Below are 21,653 nucleotides of genomic sequence, written 5' to 3' on the forward strand. Positions count from 1 at the left end.
CATCCCCGCATCCCCCGACACCGCGCGCACGCGCCGCCGAGCGCTCACTCGGCGGCGCGAGCGCTCACTCGGCGGGGGTCGCGGCGCGGGACAGGATCAGCTCGCGCACGCGCGCGGCGTCGGCCTGGCCCTTCATCGCCTTCATCACGGCGCCGATCACGGCGCCGGCGGCCTGCACCTTGCCGTCGCGGATCTTCGCCATCACGTCGGGCTGGGATGCCAGTGCCTCGTCGATCGCGGCGATGAGCGCCCCGTCGTCCGAGACGACCGCGAGACCACGGGCGTCCACGACCTCCTGCGGCGTCCCCTCGCCGGCGATGACGCCCTCGAGCACCTGGCGGGCCAGCTTGTCGTTGAGCGTTCCGGCGTCCACGAGCACCTGCACCGCGGCGACGTCGGCCGGCGACACCAGTTCGCTCGGCTCCCGTCCGGCCGCGTTCGCGAGGCGGGTGATCTCACCCGTCCACCACTTGCGGGCAGCCGCCGGGGTCGCCCCCGCCGCGATCGTCGCCTCGACCTCGCCCAGCAGCCCGCCGTTGGCGACGTCCTGGAACTCGAGATCGGTGAAGCCCCACTCGGCCTTCAGCCGGCGACGGCGTGCCGCCGGCGGCTCGGGCAGCGCCGCGCGCAGCTCCTCGATCAGCTCGGCGGACGGCACGACCGGCAGCAGGTCGGGCTCGGGGAAGTAGCGGTAGTCGTCGGCATCGGACTTGGGGCGACCGGGAGAAGTCGTGCCGGTGTCCTCGTGCCAGTGCCGCGTCTCCTGCGTGATCGTGCCGCCGGCGGCGAGGATCGCGGCCTGCCGCTGGATCTCGTGGCGGACGGCCCGCTCGACCGAGCGCATCGAGTTGACGTTCTTCGTCTCGGTGCGCGTGCCCAGCGGCGGCGTGGGCTCGCCCGGCGCCACCCGCGGGCGCAGCGACACGTTGGCGTCGCAGCGCAGGTTGCCGCGCTCCATGCGGGCCTCGGAGATGCCGAGCCCGCGCACGATGTCGCGGATGGTCGCGATGTACGCCTTCGCGATCTCGGGGGCACGGTGCTCGGCGCCGATGATCGGCTTCGTGACGATCTCTACCAGCGGCACGCCGGCGCGGTTGTAGTCGACGAGCGAGTACTCCGCGCCCTGGATGCGACCGGTCGCGCCGCCCATGTGGGTGAGCTTGCCGGCGTCCTCCTCCATGTGCGCCCGCTCGATCGGGATCACGACGGTCTCGCCGTCGGAGAGTTCGATCTCCACCTGACCTTCGAAGGCGATGGGCTCGTCGTACTGCGAGATCTGGTAGTTCTTGCCCAGGTCGGGGTAGAAGTAGTTCTTGCGGGCGAACCGGCTCGACGGCGCGATCGAGCAGCCGAGGGCCAGCCCCAGGCTGATCGACGAGCGCACGGCCTCTTCGTTGACGACGGGCATGGAGCCGGGAAGACCCATGTCGACGGGTGCGACCAGGGTGTTCGGGCTCGCCGCGTGGTTCTTCTCGTTCGCGGGGTTGCCCGCGGCGGAGAACATCTTCGTCTCAGTGTTGAGTTCGACGTGCACCTCGAAGCCGAGGACCGGCTCGAACAGCTCCAGCGCCCTGTCGAAGTCCATCAGCGCGTTCTTCGCCATCAGCGGTTTCCTCCCAGCATCGGAGCGCGCTCCAACAGCGGCGCACCCCATCGATCGACGAGCACGGCCTCGACGGCCGCGCCCACACGGTACAGGCGTGCGTCCTCGCGCAGCGGGGCGAGGAACTGGATGCCGACGGGCAGCCCGTCCTCGGCGGCGAGGCCGGACGGGATCGAGATGCCCGGCACGCCGGCCAGGTTCGCGGGGATCGTGGTGACGTCGTTGAGGTACATCTGCAGCGGGTCATCGATCTTCTCACCCAGGCGGAAGGCCGTGGTCGGCGCCGACGGCGTCGCGATGATGTCGACCTGCGAGAAGGCGTTCTCGAAGTCCTGCTGGATGAGGGTGCGCACCTTCTGCGCCGAGCCGTAGTACGCGTCGTAGTAACCGGCCGACAGTGCGTACGTGCCGAGGATGACGCGGCGTTTGACCTCGGGCCCGAACCCGGCGTCACGGGTCGCGGCCATGACGTCCTCCACGGTGCCGCCGGGGACGTTCACTCGCATGCCGAAGCGCACGGAGTCGAACTTCGCCAGGTTGCTGGATGCCTCGGCCGGGAGGATCAGGTAATACGCGGCGACGCCGTACTCGAAGTGCGGCGCGCTGATCTCGACGATCTCGGCGCCCTGCGCCGCCATCGCGTCGAGCGCCTCGCGGAACGACGCCGACACACCGGCCTGGAATCCGCTGTCGGGAAGCTCTGTGATGACGCCGACGCGCAGACCCTTGAGCACATCGCCGCGGGCGCCCTCGCGCGCCGCGTCGGCGAACGACGGCCACTGGTCGGTGAGCGAGGTCGCGTCGTGCGGGTCGTGCCCGCCGATGACGTCGTGCAGCAGCGCGGAGTCGAGGACCGTGCGCGAGACCGGCCCGACCTGATCGAGGCTGGATGCCAGGGCGATGGCGCCGTAGCGGCTCACCCCGCCGTAGGTCGGCTTCATGCCGACGGTGCCGGTGACGTGCGCGGGCTGGCGGATGGAGCCGCCGGTGTCGGAGCCGAGCGCGATCGGTGTTTCGAACGCGGCGACGGCAGCGGCCGAGCCGCCGCCGGACCCGCCCGGGATGCGGTCGAGGTCCCACGGGTTGTGGGTGGGCCCGTATGCGGAGTGCTCGGTGGAGGAGCCCATGGCGAACTCGTCCATGTTCGTCTTGCCCAGCGGCACGAGCCCGGCGGCGCGCGAGCGCGCGACGACGGTGGCGTCGTAGGGCGACATGAAGCCCTCGAGGATCTTCGACCCGCTGGTGGAGGGCATGTCGGTCGTGACCAGCACGTCCTTGATCGCCAGAGGCACGCCCGCGAGAGCACCGAGATGCTCGCCCGCGGCGCGGCGGCGGTCGATATCGGCGGCGACGTCGAGGGCGTGGTCACTGACGTGGAGGAACGCGTGCACGTCGCCGTCGACGGCGGCGATGCGGTCGAGGTGCGCCTGGGTGGCTTCGACGCTCGAGATCTCGCCGGAGGCGAGGGAGGCGGCGAGGTCGGCGGCGGTCAGCCTGGTGAGATCGGTCACTGTTCTTCTCCCAGGATCGCGGTCACGCGGAAGCGGTCATCGGCGGCGTCGGGCGCGTTCTGCAGCACCTCGGCGACCGTGAGCATGTCGCCGGGGACATCGGGGCGGAACACGTTCTGCAGCGCAACGGGGTGGCTCGTCGCCGGCACGTCGGCCGTGGCGACCTCGGAAACCTTGGCGATGTTGTCGACGATGACATCGAGCTGGCCGGTGAGCTGCTCGACCTCCTCGTCGCTGAGCTGGATCCGGGCGAGAACGCCGAGATGGCGCACGAGATCGGGGGTGATTTCTGACACCCCGTCAGTCTACTTGCGCTGTGCGCCCGCGCCGTGCGGCCCAGCGGCGCACGCCGCTGCGCCGTCGCACGGCACGGAGCGCATCGCGGCGCGCTTTAGGGTGGTGACGTGATCGATGTCGACCCGCCGCGTCCGTGGACCCGGAGCTACGCCCCCGGTGTTCCCGCCGACCTCCCTGTGCTGACGGGCTCGCTCGTCGACATCGTGGAGCGCTCCGCGCGCGATTTCCCCCATGCTCCGGCGCTGGAGTTCTTCGGCCGTGAGACGACGTACCGCGCCCTGCTCGAGCAGATCGAGCGTGCCGCCGCCGCGCTCTACGAGCGCGGCGTGCGTTCCGGCGACCCGGTCGCGATCGTGCTGCCCAACTGCCCGCAGCACATCGTCGCGTTCTACGCGGTGCTGCGCCTGGGCGCTGTCGTGGTGGAGCACAACCCGCTCTACACGCCGCGGGAGCTGCGCAAGCAGTTCGAGGACCACGGCGCGCGTCACGCCATCGTGTGGAGCAAGGTCGTCGCGACCGTGCAGGACTTCCCCGATGACCTGCCCGTGCCCGACATCATCTCGGTCGACGTCACCGAGGCGCTGCCCACCACCAAGCGCATCGCGCTCATGCTGCCGGTGGCCAAGGCCCGCCAGTCACGTCGGGCGCTGACCGAGCCCGTCGTCGACGCCACCCCGTGGCACCGCATCGTCGCGCACGCGCCGCTTGCGGCATCCCACCCGCGACCGGGCATCGACGACCTGGCGATCATCCAGTACACCAGCGGCACCACCGGAAGCCCCAAGGGCGCGGCACTGACCCACCGCAACCTGCTCGCGAACGCGATGCAGGCCCACTCGTGGGTGCCCCATGTGGAGCGCGGCAAGGGCTGCGTCTTCTACGCGGTGCTGCCGATGTTCCATGCGTATGGGCTGACGCTCTGTGTCACGTTCGCGATGTCGATGGGCGCGCGGCTCGTGCTCTTCCCGAAGTTCGACCCCGATCTCGTGCTCGCCGTCGTGAAGAAGCGGCCCGCGACGGTGTTCCCGCTCGTCCCGCCGATCGCGGACCGGCTGCTGACGGCCGCCCGCGAGCGCGGGGTGTCGCTGCGCGGCATCGAGATCGCCATCTCCGGCGCGATGGCGCTGCCGCACGAACTCGTCGTCCCGTTCGAAGAGGCCACCGGCGGCTACCTGGTGGAGGGCTATGGACTCTCGGAGTGCTCCCCCGTGCTCATGGTCAACCCCGTCGCACCCAACCGGCAACCCGGAACGGTGGGGCTGCCGGTGCCCGGCACCGAAGTGCGCGTCGTCGACCCCGACAACCCCACGGTCGATGTCGCGCCCGGGGAGAAGGGCGAACTGGTCGTGCGCGGACCACAGGTGTTCCACGGCTACTACGGTCACCCCGAGGAGACGGAACGCGCCTTCGTCGACGGCTGGTTCCGCACCGGCGACATCGTCACGATCGACGAAGACGGGTTCATCCGCATCGTCGACCGCATCAAGGAGCTGATCATCACCGGTGGCTTCAACGTCGCGCCCACCGAGGTGGAGATCGCACTGCGCCAGCACCCGCAGGTGAAGGATGCCGCGGTGGTCGGACTCCCCGACGAACGCGCCGGCGAGGAGGTCGTCGCCGCGATCATCGTCGACGGCGACCAGGACGTGGATGTCGAAGCGATCCGCGAGTCCGTCCGCGACATCTTGACTCCCTACAAAGTGCCGCGGCGCATCTTCGTCGTCGACGAGCTGCCGAAATCCCTCATCGGAAAGGTGCTGCGCCGGCAGGTGCGCGAGTCCCTCGAGAAGCTCATCGCCGGCGCCTGACCGGTCAGAGCGCGGTGAACTCGCCCGGCCGGGGCTGCACCCACGGCTCCAGGGCGTACCCGGTCTCCCCCGGGAAACGGCCGTCGGCATCGGCGTAGCTGAGCTGCAGCACGGGCACCGACGCTTCGTCGGGTCGCTGGTAGAACCGGTTGGCGGCGAACACGATCGAGCCGGGGTTGGGCACGGACTCCACCATCATGCGCCAGGCGCCGTCACCGACGCCCACAGTGAGGCGCTGGCCGGGGGCGAAGTCCGCCCCCGCGCTCACGCGTGCGGACAGGTCGTTGAGCGCGGCAGCCGAATCATGAGGGCACAGGCCGAAGATCAGCAGCTCGGGGTGTCCGAGGCCGAACAACCCGACGGTGTACGCGAACGACGGCTCGCCTGTCGCCTCGTCGCCGCCGACGTACTGGATGTAGGTGCCGTATGCGCGGATCACCTGCGCGGTGTGCCGGTCTTCTTGGTCAAGCCAGGCTTGCAGGGCGGGCTCGGGGATCTGGGTCATGATGCCTCCTCGTTGAAGCTGTCGGATACCCAGACGTTAGAACATACCTCCGACATTGCGCCGTCACCGCTCACAGCGGCGCACGCTACGCGGAAGCCTCCGGCGCCGGCCCCAGTGCGTCGGGCCCCTGTTCGACGAGGATCTTGAACTGGGCGGCGTCGATGATGCGCACCCCCAGCTGCTCAGCCTTGGCGAGTTTGGAGCCCGCCCCCGGCCCCGCCGCGACGAAGTCGGTCTTCTTCGACACGCTGGATGCCGCCTTGCCCCCCGCGGCCAGGATCGCCTCCTGGGCGCCCTCCCGGCTATAGCCCTCGAGCGAGCCGGTCGCGACCACCGTGAGGCCCTCGAGCACGCCGCCCGCGGCTCCCGCGGCGCCCGGCCCGGGGTGGCCGGGCGTCGCCAACTGCGCGCCGGCCTGTTCCCACCGCGCCACGATCTCGCGGTGCCAGTCCACCTCGAACCAGTCGATGAGGGCGTCGGCGATGATGCCGCCCACCCCGTCGACGGCGGCGAGCTCATCGCGGGATGCCGCGCGGATCGCGGCGACCGAACCGAACCACTGCGCGAGCGCGCGGGCGGCGACCGGCCCCACATGGCGTATGTTCAGCGCCACCAGGAACCGCCACAGCTCCTTGGTCTTCGCCTTCTCCAGCTCGTCGAGCAGCGTCAGCGCCTGCGCCGAGGGCCGCGGGCCGATGTGGCCCTCCTTCTTCTCGGCGGGGGTCGGATTGCGGCGGAACGGCGCCCGGCGCACAACGTCGCCGGTCTTGTCGTCGACCCGCGGCTCCCCCGTCTCGGCATCGCGCACGACGACCTCGATCGGCACCAGCTGCTCGAGCGTGAGGTCGAACAGCCCCGCTTCGCTCTCGAGCGGCGGCTGCTCGGGCACGGTCGGCTGGGTGAGGGCCGCCGCTGTCACCTCGCCGAGCGCCTCGATGTCGAGGGCGCCGCGGGAGCCGATGTGCTCGACGCGCCCGCGCACCTGCGCGGGGCAGGCGCGGGTGTTGGGACACCGCAGATCGATGTCGCCCTCTTTGGCGGGGGCGAGCGGGGTGCCGCACTCGGGGCAGTCCGAGGGCATGACGAACTCCCGCTCGGTGCCGTCGCGCAGTTCGACGACGGGTCCGAGCACCTCGGGGATGACATCGCCCGCCTTGCGCAGCACGACGGTGTCGCCGATGAGCACGCCCTTGGATTTCACGACCTGCTGGTTGTGCAGCGTCGCCTGCCGCACGACACTGCCGGCGACCCGCGCGGGCGCCATGACGGCGAACGGCGTCGCACGCCCGGTGCGGCCCACCGACACCACGATGTCGAGAAGCTTGGTGTTGACCTGCTCGGGCGGATATTTGTACGCGATCGCCCAGCGCGGCGCCCGGCTCGTGGCGCCCAGCTCGTCGTGCAGCGCCAGTTCGTCGACCTTCACCACGACACCGTCGATCTCGTGCTCGACGGCGTGCCGGTGCTCGCCATAGTTCTCCACGAACTCCACGACGCCGTCGATCGACTCGGTGGTGCGGAAGTACGGGCTCGCGGGCAGCCCCCACTGCGCGAGCAGGCCGTACACCTCGCTCTGCGACGCCACGGGCGGGTTCTGCCAGGCCCCGATGCCGTGCACGAACAGCCGCAGCGAGTCCAGCCGCGCGCGGCCGGCTTCGAGTTCGAGTCCGCTCTTCTTGTCGAGCTGTTGGCGAAGTCCTCCGCTGGCGGCGTTGCGCGGGTTCGCGAAGGCCGGGAAGCGGCGGGCGGCGCTGCGCTCGGCCTTCTCCTCGTCGGCGCCGCGCGCCCGTGCATCGGCGAAGACGCGCTCGCGCATGCGGGCCTGCAGCGCGTTGAGCTCGTCGAAGGCGGCCACCGGAATGAACACCTCGCCGCGCACCTCGACGACGGACGGATGCCCCGTGCCGGACAGGCGCTGTGGGATGCCGGCGACCTGCACGGCGTTGACGGTGACATCCTCGCCGACGCGGCCGTCGCCACGCGTGGCGGCGGAGGTCAGCACGCCGTTCTCATACCGCAGGTTGATCGCAAGCCCGTCGATCTTCAGCTCGGTGAGCCACTGCAGCGGGCGGCCGGCGGATGCCTGCGCCTTGGCGCACCACTCGCGCAGCTCATCGATGCTGAACACGTTGTCGAGGCTGAGCATGCGCTCCGCGTGCTCGACGGGCGCGAACATCGAGGTCTGGGCGGCGCCGACGGTCTGCGTCGGCGAATCCTGCCCCTGCAGTTCGGGGAAGAAGCGCTCCAGCTCCTCGAGCCGCAGCATCCACGCGTCGTAGGTGGCGTCGTCGACGATCTCGGCGTCATGGCCGTAGTACGCGTCCCGCGCGTCGAGGATCTGCTCGGTGAGGCGGCTGGCCTCGGTGCGGGCTTCGTCGAGCGAGGCGGGCGTGGAATCTGCGGCATCCGTCACTCGGCAAGTGTAGGACGGGCCGCCCACATCACACCGGCGCGGGCACCGCCGACACCGTCCGGTCGATCGTGAACTGGCCGAGCACGCGGGTGCCGTCATACAGCACGGCGGTCTGCCCCGGAGCGACGCCCTCGAACGGCTCCTGCGGCGTCACCGTCACCGCGCCGTCACCGATCACGGCATGCGCCGGAACCGGGTCGGCGTGCGCGCGGATCTGCACGTGGCAGTCGAACGCGTCGGTCTCGGGGGCGCGCCCCGCCCAGGTGAACCGCTCGCCCGAGATCTCCGCCGTGGCGAGAGCCTCTTTGGGGCCGACGACCACGGTGTTCGACACCGGACGCACCTCGAGTACGAAGCGGGGTTTGCCGTCGGATGCCGGGACCCCCAGCTGCAGTCCGCGACGCTGCCCGACGGTGAAGGCGTGCGCCCCCTCGTGCGTGCCGATGACCTCGCCGTTGCGGTCGAGGATCTCGCCCTTCTCGGCGCCCACGCGCTCGGCGAGCCAGCCGCGCGTGTCGCCGTCGGGGATGAAGCAGATGTCGTGACTGTCGGGCTTCTGCGCGACGGTCAGGCCGCGCTCCTCCGCCTCGGCCCGCACGAGCGCCTTGGAGGGCGTGGAGCCCAGCGGAAAGTAGGTGTGCGCCAGCTGCTCGGCCGTGAGCACCCCCAGCACGTAGGACTGGTCCTTCGCGGCATCCGACGCGCGGTGCAGCTCGCGGCCGTGCTCGCCGTCGACGAGAGTCGCGTAGTGGCCGGTGCACACCGCGTCGAAACCGAGCTCGAGCGCGCGCTCGAGGAGGGCGGCGAACTTGATCTTCTCGTTGCAGCGCATGCACGGGTTGGGCGTGCGCCCGGCCTGGTACTCGCTGATGAAATCTGCCACGACGTCGTCGCGGAACCGCTCCGAGAAGTCCCACACGTAGAACGGGATGCCGAGGCGATCGGCCGCACGACGCGCGTCGAGGGCGTCCTCCACGGTGCAGCAGCCGCGACTGCCGGCCCGCAGCGTGCCGCCTGCGCGGGACAGCGCGAGGTGCACGCCGACGACCTCGTGGCCGGCATCGACCGCGCGCGCAGCGGCCACGGCGGAATCGACGCCACCACTCATCGCCGCAAGAACTCGCATACGTCCAGTCTACGAGCGCTCGCGGGCGCGGGCCCCGGATGCCGCCGCGCGCGCATGCGCCTCGGGCAGTGCCGCGAGAAACGCGTCGACGTCGGCGTCGGTGGTCGTGCGCCCCAGTGACAGGCGCAGCACACTGCGCGCGTCGGTCTCGGACCGCCCGAGCGCCATCACGACGTGCGACGGTTCGGGCACACCCGCCTGGCAGGCCGACCCCGTCGAGACGGCGATGCCCCGCTGGTCGAGGAGGAACAGCAGAGTCTCACCGGAGACGCCCGGGAAGAGCAGGTGGGCGTTGCCCGGCAGTCGGTGTTCAGGGTCGCCCAGCAGCACCGCGTCGGGCACGAGTGCGCGCACCCCCGCGACGAGCCGGTCGCGCAGCGCGGCGAGTCGCACGGCCTCGCCGTCGCGTTCGGCGACCGCGCGTTCTGCCGCCGCGGCGAAGGCGGCCGCCCCCGCGGCATCCTGGGTGCCCGAGCGCAGCGCCCGCTGCTGCCCGCCGCCGTGCAGCAGTGCGGTCGGGTTCGCGTGGCGCGACACCACCAGGGCGCCGATCCCGACCGGGGCGCCGACCTTGTGTCCCGACACACTGAGCGCGCACAGCCCCGTCGCGCCGGCGGCTCCCGCACGCCACCGACCGAAGTCGACGGGGACGTGCCCGAACGCCCCGACGGCGTCGAGATGCAGCGGCACGCCTGCCGCCGCGGCGGCCGCCGCCAGTGCTGCGGCGTCGTTGCAGGTGCCGACCTCGTTGTTGGCGACGAGCGCCGTGGCCAGGGCCGCGCCGGGCAGCGCCGCCGCGAAGGCGGCCTCGTCGATGCGGCCGGTCGGCGACAGCGGCACGGCGCGCACCGCGGCGCGCTCGTGGGTGTGCAGCCAGGCGACGGCGTCGAGGGTCGCGTGGTGCTCGCCGTCGGGCAGCACGATCGCTCCGCTCACGTCGGCGCGCGCCCACCACAAGCCCTTGAGCGCCAGATTCACCGACTCCGTGCCGCCGGAGGTGAAGACCACCTCGATGGGGTCGCAGCCGAGCACCGCCGCCAGCCGCTCCCTGGCATCCTCAAGCACACGCCGCGCGGCCTGACCCCCGCCGTGGATCGACGACGGGTTGCCGACGGTCTCACTCGCCCGCAGCCATGCGTCGCGCGCTTCGGGGCGCAGCGGGGTCGTGGCCGCATGGTCGAGGTAGACGTTCACCCCTCAACTCTCGCCCAGCGACGTGCCGCGCGCCAGTCGAGCGGGCGCTCCGGCGGTGCCGGGGGCCATTAGGGTGGTCGGCATGGCCAGCCCGAGCATGACCCCGGCCACCCCCACCGCCGAGGCAGGGCTGCTCAGCCCGGCGCTCGACGGCCTGGGCGTGACCTTTCACGACGGGGGCGGAACCCTCCGGGTGTGGTCCGCCCACGCCACGTCGATGGAACTCGTGCTCGTCGACGCACACGACCTCGACTGGGTGACCGACACGATCCCCCTCGACCGCGTCGACGGCGATGTGTGGCAGGTCACGACGCGCGCACTGCGACCGGGGGTGCACTACGCGGTGCGCGCCGACGGGCCGAGCGCGCACGGAGACATGTTCAACGCGCAGAGCCTGCTGCTGGACCCCTATGCTCGCGGCCTCGTCTCGGGCGGGGTGGCGGACTGGCGCAGCGTCGCCGTCGACGGCGCGTTCGATTGGGGCGGGGTCGCCAAGCCCGCCGTCCCGATGGAGCGCACCGTGCTGTACGAAGCGCACGTCAAGGGCATCAGCAAGCGGCATCCGCAGGTCCCGCCCGCACTCCACGGCACCTACGCGGGCCTTGGGCACCCGGCGATGATCGACCACTTCCAGCGTCTCGGGGTCACGGCCATCGAGCTGCTGCCGATCCACGCGTTCGCCTCGGAACCGCACCTGCTGCACCTGGGACTGTCGAACTACTGGGGCTACAACAGCGTCGGCTTCTTCGCCCCGCACGCGCCCTACGCCACCGAAGCCGCCCGCCACGCCGGCCCCGCCGCCGTGCTCGCGGAATTCAAGGGCATGGTGAAGAGCCTGCACGAGGCCGGGCTCGAGGTGATCCTCGACGTCGTGTACAACCACACCGCCGAGCGCGAGATCGGCGATCCGCGCACGAGTCTGCGCGGCTTGGACAACCGCGCCTACTACCGGCAGCGCGACGACGGCTCCTACGTCGACGTCACCGGGTGCGGCAACTCCCTCAACACCGCGACGGATGCCGCGGCGCGTCTCGTGCTCGATTCGCTGCGCTATTGGGCGAACGACGTGCAGGTCGACGGGTTCCGCTTCGACCTCGCCGTGACCCTCGGCCGCGACCGCAGGCACGAGTTCACCCCCGACCATCCACTCCTCCGCGCGATCGCCGAGGATCCGGCGCTCGCCGGGGTGAAGAAGATCGCCGAGCCATGGGACATCGCCGGCTGGGAGCTCGGCCGCTTCGGCGACGGCTGGCACGAGTGGAACGATCGCTACCGCGACCGGGTGCGCAACTTCTGGCTCAGCGACATCGACTACGCCCGACGCGCGGCGACCGCCCCCGTGGGCGTCGGCGGCTTCGCCACGCGGCTCGCGGGATCCTCGAACACCTTCAGCCGCGAGCGCGGTCCACTCGCGGGGGTCAACTTCGTCACCGCGCACGACGGATTCACGCTGCGCGACCTCGTGTCCTATGACATCAAGCACAACCTGGGCAACGGCGAGCAGAACCGCGACGGTGCCGACACCAACCGCTCGTTCAACCACGGCGCCGAGGGCCGCACCGACGACCCCGGCATCCTCGCCACCCGGCGCAAGGCGATGCGCAATCTGCTCGGCACCCTGCTGCTGTCGGCCGGGGTGCCCATGCTCACCGCGGGAGACGAGTTCGCCCGCAGTCAGCGCGGCAACAACAACGCCTACTGCCACGACTCGCCGCTGACCTGGCTGGAGTGGGACCTCGATCCGTGGCAGCACGACCACTTCGCCCACGTGCAGCGCCTCATCGCGCTGCGGCAGCAGAACCCGGCGCTGCGGCCGACGCACTTCGCCCACGAGGACGAACGCGTCCCCGGAGCGTCGCAGATGGACTGGTACGACGAGCACGGCCGAACGATGTCGGCGCAGCGCTGGGGTGACCCCGCACATCGCACCCTGCAGTACGTCGCGGAATCGATCGCCGACGCGGGCGCACCCAACCGCATCCTGCTGATCGTCCACGGCACCGAACGCGACACCGAGGTGGTGCTTCCCGCGATCGACGGGGTCAGCCGATACGTGTCGCTGTGGTCCAGCGCCGACGAGCGCCCCGCGCCCGACGCGCCGGTGTTCGCTCCAGGCGACACGGTGCCCGTGATCGGCACCTCGATGCGGCTGTTCCGCGCCGAGTGAGCGTGTGGGCGGTGCGTCCGCCCAGCGCATCGCGATAGGTTCGTCAGATGGCCACCACGACACGGACCAGACCGTCGAAAGCCTGGCGCAGCACTGCTGAGCTGCCCCTCCGTCCCGCCGTCGCGTGGCAATCGCACGCCGACACCACGGTCGGTCGCATCCCGATGACGCTGCCCCGACCGAGCGTTCCCGACCCCGGTTTCCGCCCGAGCGCCTTCGCCGGCGAAGCGGTGCCGTTCCGGGTGACGGCGTTCCGCGAGGGCCACGATCTCATCGGGGTGCACCTGCGACTGTTCTCCCCCGCCGGCGAGGAATCGCTGCACCGGCTGTCGTCGCTCGACGACGGTCTCGACCGCTGGTGCGTGCTGGTCTCGCCCACTGCCCAGGGCACCTGGCGCTTCCGCTTCGAGGCGTTCGGCGACGATTTCGCCACCTGGGAGCACGCCGCCGACCTGAAGATCGCGGCGGGGGTGGATGCCGCGCTCATGCGCGAGAGCGGCGCCCTGCTGTTCTTGCGCGCCGTCGCCGAGAAGTCGCGCCCGATCGCGGAGCGGCGTCGACTCGAGGCCGCGGCCGCGCGCCTGCGCGACAGCGCCGTCTCTGACCTCGCCGCCCTCGAGATCGTGCGCGACCCCGACATCGCCGCCGGCTTCGCCGCCCGTCCGCTGCAGTCACTCGTCACGATCGGCGAGACCTTCGACCTGCTCGTCGAGCGGGAGCGCGCCGGCGTCGGCGCCTGGTACGAGTTCTTCCCGCGCTCCGAGGGCGCCACCCGCCTGAAGGACGGGACCGTGCGCAGCGGCACGTTCCGCACCGCCGCGACACGTCTGCCCGCGGTCGCGGCGATGGGCTTCGACGTGCTGTACCTCCCGCCGATCCATCCGATCGGCGAACGCAACCGCAAGGGCCGCAACAACACCCTCGAATCCCGCCCCGGCGACCCGGGGTCGCCCTGGGCGATCGGGTCCGCGGCGGGCGGACACGACACCGTTCACCCCGACCTCGGCACCCTCGACGACTTCCGCGCGTTCGTGACGACGGCGGCCGCGCACGGGCTCGAGATCGCGCTCGACCTCGCGCTGCAGGCCGCCCCCGATCACCCCTGGGTCACCGAGCATCCCGAGTGGTTCACGACGCTCCCCGACGGCTCGATCGCGTACGCAGAGAACCCGCCGAAGAAGTATCAGGACATCTACCCGATCAACTTCGACAACGACCCCGAAGGCATCCGCACCGAGGTGCTGCGAATCGTGCGGCATTGGATGGCGCAGGGCGTGAAGATCTTCCGCGTCGACAACCCGCACACCAAGCCCCTGCAGTTCTGGGAATGGCTCATCGCGACGGTCGCCGACGAAGACCCCGACGTCGTCTTCCTCGCCGAGGCGTTCACCCGCCCCGCTCCCATGCAGCGGCTCGCGATCGCCGGATTCCAGCAGAGCTACTCCTACTTCACCTGGCGCAACACCAAGGTGGAGCTCGAGGAGTTCCTCGGCGAGATCAGCGACGAGACCAGTGACTTCATGCGACCGAACCTCTTCGTCAACACCCCCGACATCCTCACCGAGTACCTGCAGTACGGCGGGCGCCCCGCCTACCGGGTGCGCGCCGCGATCGCGGCGACAGCGGGCGCGTCGTACGGCGTGTATGCCGGCTACGAACTGTACGAGAACGTCGCCCGGCCGGGCTCCGAGGAGAACATCGACAACGAGAAGTACGAGTACAAGCTGCGCGACTGGGCCGCCGCCGAAGCAGCGGGCGACTCGCTCGCGCCCTTCCTCACCCGGCTCAACGAGATCCGCCGCGCCCACCCGGCGCTGCGGCAGCTGCGCAACCTGCGCCTGCACTGGAGCGACGACGACGCGATCCTCGTCTACGCCAAGCATCTGCCCGGCGCGCTCACCGCCGACGGCAAGGCCGACACGATCATCGTGGTCGCCAACGTCGATCCGCATTCCGCGCGTCAGACGATGGTGCACCTCGACACGCGTCAGTGGGGGGTGACTCCCGGCGATCCCTTCGACGTCGTCGATCTCGTCACCGGCGCCGAATGGACCTGGACCGACCACAATTTCGTGCGATTGGACGCCTTCAACGAACCGGCCCACATCCTGCACGTGAAGGAGCACTCATGACCGCCCACGACGACCGCGTACTCGACACCGTCGCCACCGGCTCCTACCACGCCCCGCACGATGTGCTGGGCCTTCACCGCACGGGCGAGGACGAGTGGATCATCCGCGCCCGCAGGCCGCTGGCCGCGACCGTGACCGCGAAGCTCGCCGACGGCGGCGACGTCGCCCTCAGCCACCTGCGCTCGGGCATCTGGGAGGGCCGCTTCACCGCGACCGACGCGCTCCCCTACCGGCTGGCGACGACCTACGACGACGGCTCCGAGCACACCGCCGACGATCCGTACCGCTTCCTGCCGACCCTCGGCGAACTCGATCTGCATCTGATCGGTGAGGGCCGTCACGAGCAGCTGTGGCATGTCCTCGGCGCCCACGTGCGGGTGCTGGGCGACACCGAGGGCGTCGCGTTCACCGTCTGGGCGCCCAACGCCCAGGCCGTGCGCGTCGTGGGCGACTTCAACGGCTGGGACGGCCAGGGCCACTCGATGCGCTCGCTCGGCTCGAGCGGTGTCTGGGAGGTGTTCGCACCGGGTCTGGGCGTCGGCACGGCCTACAAGTTCGAGATCCTCACGCGCGGTGGCCAGTGGATCCTCAAGGCCGACCCGATGGCACGGCTTGCCGAGGTGCCGCCGGCGACGGCATCGGTCGTCACCGCGTCCTCCTACGGGTGGAACGACCAGGAGTGGGTCGCGAACCGCAGCACGTCGGCCCCGCACGCGCAGCCCATGTCGGTGTACGAGGTGCACCTGGGCTCGTGGCGGCAGGGCCTGTCGTATCGGGATGCCGCCGACCAGCTCATCGACTACGTCACGGCGCAGGGGTTCACCCACATCGAGTTCATGCCGCTCGCAGAGCACCCCTTCGGCGGCTCGTGGGGCTACCAGGTCTCGGGCTACTACGCCCCCACGAGCCGGTTCGGCGACCCTGACGACCTGCGCTACCTCATCGACCGCCTGCACCAGGCCGGCCTCGGCGTGATCATGGACTGGGTGCCCGGGCACTTCCCCAAGGATGCCTTCGCCCTGGCCCGCTTCGACGGTGAGCCGCTCTACGAGCACGCGGACCCGCGACGCGGCGAGCACCGCGACTGGGGCACGTACATCTTCGACTACGGCCGTAGCGAGGTGCGCAACTTCCTGGTCGCCAACGCCCTGTACTGGTTCGAGGAGTTCCACATCGACGGGCTGCGGGTGGATGCCGTGGCATCCATGCTCTACCTCGACTACTCCCGCGAACCCGGCGAGTGGGCACCGAACATCCACGGCGGCCGGGAGAACCTCGAGGCGATCGGGTTCCTGCAGGAAGTCAACGCCACGTCGTACCGGCGCTTCCCCGGGATCGCGATGATCGCCGAGGAGTCCACGAGCTTCCCGGGGGTGACGGCGCCGACCGACCAGGGCGGGCTCGGCTTCGGGTTCAAGTGGAACATGGGCTGGATGAATGACTCGCTGCAGTACATCAAGCGTGATCCGATGTACCGTGCGCACCACGAGGGCGAGCTGTCGTTCTCGTTCGTCTATGCGTTCAGCGAGAACTACGTGCTGCCCATCAGCCACGACGAGGTCGTGCACGGCAAGGGGAGCCTGTTCGGACGCATGCCCGGCGACCACTGGCAGAAGCTGGCGAACATGCGGGCGTACCTGGCCTACATGTGGGGCCACCCGGGCAAGCAGCTGCTGTTCATGGGCCAGGAGTTCGGGCAGATCTCGGAGTGGGCCGAGGGGCGCAGCCTCGACTGGTGGCTGTTGGACCAGCCGGCGCACGCCGAACTGCACGCGTTCACGGCGAACCTCAACCGGGTGTACCGGGACAACGCGCCGCTGTGGCAGCGCGACCACGATGCCGCGGCGTTCGTACGTCTGGCGGGCCCCGCGTTCAATCCGAACGTCATCGCGTTCGCCCGCACCGATGACGCCGGCGACACCGTCGCCGTGATCTGCAACTTCTCGGGCGTGCCGGTCCACGGCTTCGAGCTCGACCTGCCCCAGGCGGGGACGTGGCGCGAGGTACTCAACTCCGACGCACAGGCGTTCGGCGGTTCGGGCGTGGGCAACCTCGGTGCGGTGCAGGCCGCCGACGGCGGGCGCGCCTCGATGGTGCTCCCCCCGCTCGGGGTGCTCTGGCTGCGGCGCGACCGGTAGCCCGCAGGGGCGCCGGTCGCCGCCGACTCAGAACATGAGGTTGGCGAGCGACCGGCGTGCCGCCAGCACGCGCGGGTCGGCGTCGCCGACCAGGCCGAACAGCTCGAGCAGGCGCTCCCGCACGGGAGCGCGCTCGTCGTCGGGCAGTGCGGCGAACAGGTCGAGCAGACGGATGAACGCATCTTCGACGTGGCCGCCGGTCAGATCCAGGTCTGCCACGGCGAACTGCGCTTCGACGTCGCGGGGCGCTGCGGCGGCCGCGGCACGCGCCGCCTGCAGATCGAGATGCTGCACACGCTGCAGCAGACGGACCTGCCCGAGACCGGAGCGGGCCTCCTCGTCGCGGGGGTTCTCAGCGAGTGCGCGCTCGTAGGCCGACACGGCGCGGGCGTAGTCGCCCGCCTCGATCGCGGCGAACGCCTCGGCGTGCAGTGGCGGCAGCGCGGGCTCGGCGGGCTCGGCGACGGGCTCACCCACATCGACCGTGCCGGTCACCCCGTTCTGCGCCGCCAGCTGCAGCAGCTGCGCGAAGACCTCGCGCACCTGCGCCTCGGGCACCGCGCCGGTGAACAGCGGCACCGGCTGACCGGCGACGAGGGCGACGACCATGGGGATCGACTGGGCGCGGAAGCCCTGAGCCAGCTGAGGGTTCGCGTCGACGTCGACTTTCGCGAGCACCACTCGGCCGTCGAGCTCGGTGACGACCTTCTCGAGTACGGGGCTGAGCTGCTTGCACGGCCCGCACCACTCGGCCCACAGGTCCACCACGACGGGCACTCTTCGCGAGAGCTCGAGCACCTCGCCGAAGGTGGCATCGGTGACGTCCATCACGAGACCCGCCACCGGAGCCGCCGGCCCCGGGGCCGCAGCCTCACCGTTCGCGGGGGGCTGGGGGCGGTTGCGCAGCGAGGAGAGGTCTACGGCACCGCGCAGCACGGCACCGGGGGTCGGGTCTGTCACTGGATCACCTTCGCGTCGAGGATGTTCGAGGTGTAGCCGAGCAGCTGGATGCGCTCGGATGAGGCCTTCGCGGGCACGTAGAAGAACAGCTGGTCGCCGAAGGTCGTCGTGAATCCGGTCGCCGACTGCGTCGCCCCCGACAGGGTCGACACCGTGGGGTTGCCGTCGAGCTTGATGACGGCCTCTTCGTTGGTGGGTTTGACCGTCTCGTTCTCATCAACCGTCACGGCCACGATCGCGCCGTTCTCGAGGGTCGCGAGCGCGACGGGCGTCTGCGCACCGGCGACGCTCTCGAACGTCAGGCTGCCGGTCTGCGCGCCGGTCTCGTTGAAGGCGGCGAGTCGCCCGGCGCGGTCATTGGCCACACCGATGCGGAACTGGTCGGCGGCCTCATCGAACAGGTCCGCGTATTCGCTCGCGTCGCCGTTGTTGAGCACGTCTGCGTAGGCGGATGCCAGGTCCTGCGGCGCGATCGTGAGGAACGCGTTGTCAGGCGACACCTGGGTGGCGCCGACGTACGCGGGCGCGAGAGGCAGTTCCGCCGTGGAGTCGAGGCCGCCGATGTACGACAGCTTGTACGCCGACCACGGGTCTTGCTGCGTGAGGAACATGATCGTGTTGCCGGTTTCCTCATCGCCGACGACGGCCATGAACGTGCGCGGCCACCCGTCGTAGGCCTGCGGCAGAAGGATCGACAGCGGGCCGGCGGGGATCGCCGGCAGGGGCTCCTCTTCGGCGATCGCGGCGCGCAGCTTGTAGTTGGTCTCTCGCTCGGCCAGCGCGGGGCCGCTCAGACGCTCGGCGGCAGCTGCCGCGTCATTGGCCTCGTCGGCGGCAGCCACCTGGTCGGCCACGCGCTGCACGATCCGCTCGGCCTGCGCCTCGGTGACGGCGGGGGCCTGCTGGCTCTCGGGCGCGATGACCGTGGCGGTGGGGGTCGGCGTGGGAGAGCCGCCGAGCTGGGGCCAGGCTTCGGCGGTGCAGCCGGTGAACAGCACGGCAGCCATGGCGACGGCGGGGATCGCGATGAAGGGGCGACGCTTGCCGGACAGTGCGCGGCGGGTCGGCGACGCGCTGATCACACCCTTCGCGCCCTCTTCGGTCGCCAGATCGATCGGCTCGGTGACGGGCATCGGCAGTCCCTTGCGCCGGGGGCCGCGGGAGCGACGGACGCTGCGGATGCCGAGGATGTACATCACCACGCCGACCGCCATCAGGATGCCACCGCCCACCAGCAGCGGCCCGGCCCACGGGGTCGCGTTGACGACGGGCCAGGTGACGGTGAGCTTCGCCGGTGCCGGGGCCACGCCGTCGGCTGCCACCAGCACGCTCATCCCCTCGGGCAGCTGCAGCGTCTCGATGAGCAGGTCTTCCTGCACGAACTCATCCAGCCACAGGTCCGAGCCCGCGGGGCTGCGGCCGGGGGCGGTCTCCGCGTCCGCGGCATCGGTCTCGGCGTCGGTCGAGGCGACCTGACGCTCGACGACCTCCGTCGCCACCGACTCGCCGTCGAGCGTGACGTGCGCGTACTCGGCATCGGTCAGCCAGGCCTCGATGTCGGCGGTGCGGCCGTAAGCGGCGAAGATCTCGCCGTCCCCCTGGGCTCGCAGCGTCTGCGAACCCGGGTTGCTGCGCAGCACCTCGCCGTCCAGGAGCACGTACGGGACGTCCTGCTCGAGCTCGATCGCTTCGCTGTGCGAGGTGGGTCCCTGGAACACGGTCCGCTGCGCGATGCCGGCGCCGATCATGAGGGCGGCGAGCACGAACGCTGCCACGGCCCATACGAATCGCACGAAGAACACCTCTCTGGTCCCGCCGCACGGCACGGACGGGCACACATTCGACGTTTCAGCCTAGCGACTTCGACCTGAATGTCGCCCGGGAGGGCGCGGCGACGCGGTTGTGCGCCCCGTCTGCGTATCCTGACGGAACCGATACGCACAGGAGGCGCCCGTGAAGATCCAGCACCCGTTCCGCACGGCGCTGATAGCCACCCTGGGCGTGGGTGTGGGCCTGCTGATCATCGCCGGCGTCTCGACTCTGCAGACGATCCTCCTCTATGTCGGCACCGCACTGTTCCTCTCGCTCGGCCTCGATCCCGTCATCTCGTGGCTCGAGCGGCGCCGGTTCCCCCGGTGGGCCGCCGTGCTCACCACGATCGTCGCGGTGCTCGCTGCGTTCGCGGGCATCGTGCTGATGGTCGTGCCGATCATCGTCGGCCAGATCACCGAGCTCGTCCGGCAAGTCCAGCGGCTCTTCCGCTCCGGCGCGCTGGATGATCCGGTGACGGCCATCAAGGACTGGCTGCACCAGGTGTTCCCCGTGCTCGACGTAGACGAGGTGTTCGGCTATCTGCAGGACTGGTACGAATCGCTGGATCTCGGCGAGATCGGCTCGACGCTCGGCGAGAGCATCATCGTCATCGGCGGTACGCTCATCGCCGGCTTCACCGGCGCCTTCATCGTGCTGATCCTCACGATCTACTTCACCGCCTCCACCCCTTCCCTGAAGGCCGCCGTGTACCAGCTGGTGCCGGCGTCCAAGCGGGAGCGCTTCATCGACCTGTCCGAGCAGATCACCGACTCCGTCGGCTACTACGTCATCGGTCAGATGAGCCTCGGCGTCACCAACGGTGTGCTGAGCGCGATCTTCCTCTCGATCATCGGGGCCCCGTTCCCCGCGGTGCTCGCAGTCATCGCCTTCTTCTTCTCGCTCATTCCGCTCGTGGGCACCCTCACCGGTTCGGCGATCATCGTGCTCACCTGCCTCATCCCCGGCCTCGCGTCGCCCACGACGGCTTTGGTCGCCCTCATCTACTACGCGATCTACATGCAGATCGAGGCGTATGTGCTGTCGCCGCGCATCATGAACCGTGCCGTGTCGATCCCCGGCGCCGTCGTCGTCATCGCCGCCCTTGCCGGCGGATCGCTGCTGGGCCTGCTCGGTGCCCTCATCGCGATCCCGGTCGCCGCCAGCATCCTGATCATCTACCGTCAGGTCGTCATCCCGCGTCAGAACGAGCGCTGACGCAGGGAGGGACCTGCGGATGCCGCGTCACGCCGGCACGGGCCCGTGGCCTCAGCCCGTCGGGCCGTCCCACTCCGTGGGCAGGGGCAGCGCCTCGGGGCGGACCGCGGCGACGATCTCGGTGAGCACACGTCGGGTCTGGCTCTCCCCCACCCAGAGGTGGCGGCCGCCTGCCACCGGGATGAGGACGGCGTGCGGGATGGCCTGGAAGCGCTCCGCGGCCTCCGCAGGCCGCAGGTAGTCGTCGAGTTCCGGCACGATCACCACGACCGTGCGGTCGTCGCCGGCCCACGCGGCGATGTCGTCGGCTGTCGCGCGGTGCAACGGCGGCGAGAGCAGGATGACCCCCTCGACGTCGTGATCGCGGCCGTATTTCAGAGCCAGCTCCGTGCCGAACGACCAGCCGACCAGCCACGGGCGCGGCAGGCCGCGCTCGCGCACGAAGTCCATCGCCGCGGCGACGTCGAACTGCTCCGCCTGCCCACCGTCGAACCGGCCCTCGCTCGTTCCGCGTGGCGAGCTGGTGCCACGGGTGTTGAAACGCAGCACGGCGAGCTGTGCGAGCTCGGGGAGGCGGGCAGCGGCCTTGCGCAGGATGTGCGAATCCATGAACCCGCCCGCGGTCGGCAGCGGATGCAGCGTCACGAGGGTGGCCGCAGGCGGCCCCTCGAGCGGGGTCGCCAGCTCGCCGACGAGAGTCAGTCCGTCGAGGGTGCGCAGCTCGATGTCTTCGCGGTGCGCAGGCAGCAGCACCGGTCCGCGGATCTCCATA

At 70.7% G+C, this 21,653-nt stretch carries 15 protein-coding genes; 5 read left to right on the forward strand and 10 right to left on the reverse strand.

Annotated features, from left to right (window positions below; translation table 11 throughout):
- Positions 1-64: 64 nt before the first annotated feature.
- Genes gatB through gatC form a run of 3 tightly spaced genes read right to left on the reverse strand, consistent with a single transcriptional unit; the run spans position 65 to position 3,410 of the window.
- On the reverse strand, positions 65-1,603 hold the full coding sequence (gatB, locus tag H9651_RS02895) for an Asp-tRNA(Asn)/Glu-tRNA(Gln) amidotransferase subunit GatB (RefSeq protein WP_191717613.1): 1,539 nt from the start codon (positions 1,601-1,603) through the stop codon (positions 65-67).
- Positions 1,603-3,114 (reverse strand): Asp-tRNA(Asn)/Glu-tRNA(Gln) amidotransferase subunit GatA, encoded by a 1,512-nt coding sequence (gatA, locus tag H9651_RS02900; protein WP_191717614.1) that lies wholly within the window; start codon positions 3,112-3,114, stop codon positions 1,603-1,605. The genes gatB and gatA overlap by 1 nt, the downstream gene beginning before the upstream one ends.
- Positions 3,111-3,410, reverse strand: a complete 300-nt coding sequence (gene gatC, locus H9651_RS02905; protein WP_191717615.1) for an Asp-tRNA(Asn)/Glu-tRNA(Gln) amidotransferase subunit GatC — start codon at positions 3,408-3,410, stop codon at positions 3,111-3,113. Before gatC ends, gatA begins: the two co-directional genes overlap by 4 nt.
- Before the next feature lie 108 nt (positions 3,411-3,518).
- On the opposite strand from gatC, the gene H9651_RS02910 reads away from it, so the two are divergent.
- Positions 3,519-5,219 (forward strand): long-chain-fatty-acid--CoA ligase, encoded by a 1,701-nt coding sequence (locus H9651_RS02910; RefSeq protein WP_191717616.1) that lies wholly within the window; start codon positions 3,519-3,521, stop codon positions 5,217-5,219.
- Between the two features lie 4 nt (positions 5,220-5,223).
- Here the strand turns inward: H9651_RS02910 and H9651_RS02915 are convergent, their stop codons facing one another.
- The 4 genes from H9651_RS02915 to H9651_RS02930 form a co-directional block, all read right to left on the reverse strand.
- On the reverse strand, positions 5,224-5,724 hold the full coding sequence (locus H9651_RS02915) for a DUF4262 domain-containing protein (protein WP_191717617.1): 501 nt from the start codon (positions 5,722-5,724) through the stop codon (positions 5,224-5,226).
- A gap of 85 nt (positions 5,725-5,809) precedes the next feature.
- Positions 5,810-8,137: an NAD-dependent DNA ligase LigA gene (ligA, locus tag H9651_RS02920; protein WP_318244738.1), complete on the reverse strand. Its 2,328-nt coding sequence runs from the start codon at positions 8,135-8,137 to the stop codon at positions 5,810-5,812.
- A gap of 28 nt (positions 8,138-8,165) precedes the next feature.
- The gene (gene mnmA, locus H9651_RS02925) at positions 8,166-9,263 is read right to left on the reverse strand and encodes a tRNA 2-thiouridine(34) synthase MnmA (RefSeq protein WP_191717619.1); all 1,098 of its coding nucleotides are present in this window, start codon (positions 9,261-9,263) and stop codon (positions 8,166-8,168) included.
- A gap of 9 nt (positions 9,264-9,272) precedes the next feature.
- Positions 9,273-10,457: a cysteine desulfurase family protein gene (locus H9651_RS02930; protein WP_191717620.1), complete on the reverse strand. Its 1,185-nt coding sequence runs from the start codon at positions 10,455-10,457 to the stop codon at positions 9,273-9,275.
- Positions 10,458-10,539: 82 nt separating this feature from the next.
- Here H9651_RS02930 and glgX point away from each other — a divergent pair, with 82 nt between their 5' ends.
- From glgX to glgB, 3 genes are read left to right on the forward strand one after another with little or no spacing between them, the layout of a single operon-like run.
- The gene (gene glgX / locus H9651_RS02935; protein WP_191717621.1) at positions 10,540-12,624 is read left to right on the forward strand and encodes a glycogen debranching protein GlgX; all 2,085 of its coding nucleotides are present in this window, start codon (positions 10,540-10,542) and stop codon (positions 12,622-12,624) included.
- 47 nt (positions 12,625-12,671) lie between these two features.
- A complete protein-coding gene (locus tag H9651_RS02940; protein WP_191717622.1) occupies positions 12,672-14,756 on the forward strand; it encodes an alpha-1,4-glucan--maltose-1-phosphate maltosyltransferase in 2,085 nt (694 codons plus the stop codon).
- The gene (gene glgB / locus H9651_RS02945) at positions 14,753-16,894 is read left to right on the forward strand and encodes a 1,4-alpha-glucan branching protein GlgB (protein ID WP_191717623.1); all 2,142 of its coding nucleotides are present in this window, start codon (positions 14,753-14,755) and stop codon (positions 16,892-16,894) included. Before H9651_RS02940 ends, glgB begins: the two co-directional genes overlap by 4 nt.
- 27 nt (positions 16,895-16,921) lie before the next feature.
- On the opposite strand, the gene H9651_RS02950 is transcribed toward glgB, so the two are convergent.
- Positions 16,922-17,854: a tetratricopeptide repeat protein gene (locus H9651_RS02950; RefSeq protein ID WP_191717624.1), complete on the reverse strand. Its 933-nt coding sequence runs from the start codon at positions 17,852-17,854 to the stop codon at positions 16,922-16,924.
- Positions 17,851-19,647 carry a glycosyl transferase gene (locus H9651_RS02955; protein ID WP_191717625.1) on the reverse strand — a complete coding sequence of 599 codons (1,797 nt, stop codon included), beginning with the start codon at positions 19,645-19,647 and terminating at the stop codon, positions 17,851-17,853. Before H9651_RS02955 ends, H9651_RS02950 begins: the two co-directional genes overlap by 4 nt.
- 160 nt (positions 19,648-19,807) lie before the next feature.
- Here H9651_RS02955 and H9651_RS02960 point away from each other — a divergent pair, with 160 nt between their 5' ends.
- Positions 19,808-20,881 (forward strand): AI-2E family transporter, encoded by a 1,074-nt coding sequence (locus tag H9651_RS02960; protein WP_191717626.1) that lies wholly within the window; start codon positions 19,808-19,810, stop codon positions 20,879-20,881.
- A 51-nt stretch (positions 20,882-20,932) separates the two neighbouring features.
- On the opposite strand, the gene H9651_RS02965 is transcribed toward H9651_RS02960, so the two are convergent.
- On the reverse strand, positions 20,933-21,652 hold the full coding sequence (locus tag H9651_RS02965) for an alpha/beta hydrolase (RefSeq protein ID WP_191717627.1): 720 nt from the start codon (positions 21,650-21,652) through the stop codon (positions 20,933-20,935).
- Between the last annotated feature and the right edge of the window lies 1 nt (position 21,653).

The organism is Microbacterium pullorum (assembly GCF_014836535.1).
GTDB classification, from domain to species: domain Bacteria; phylum Actinomycetota; class Actinomycetes; order Actinomycetales; family Microbacteriaceae; genus Microbacterium; species Microbacterium pullorum.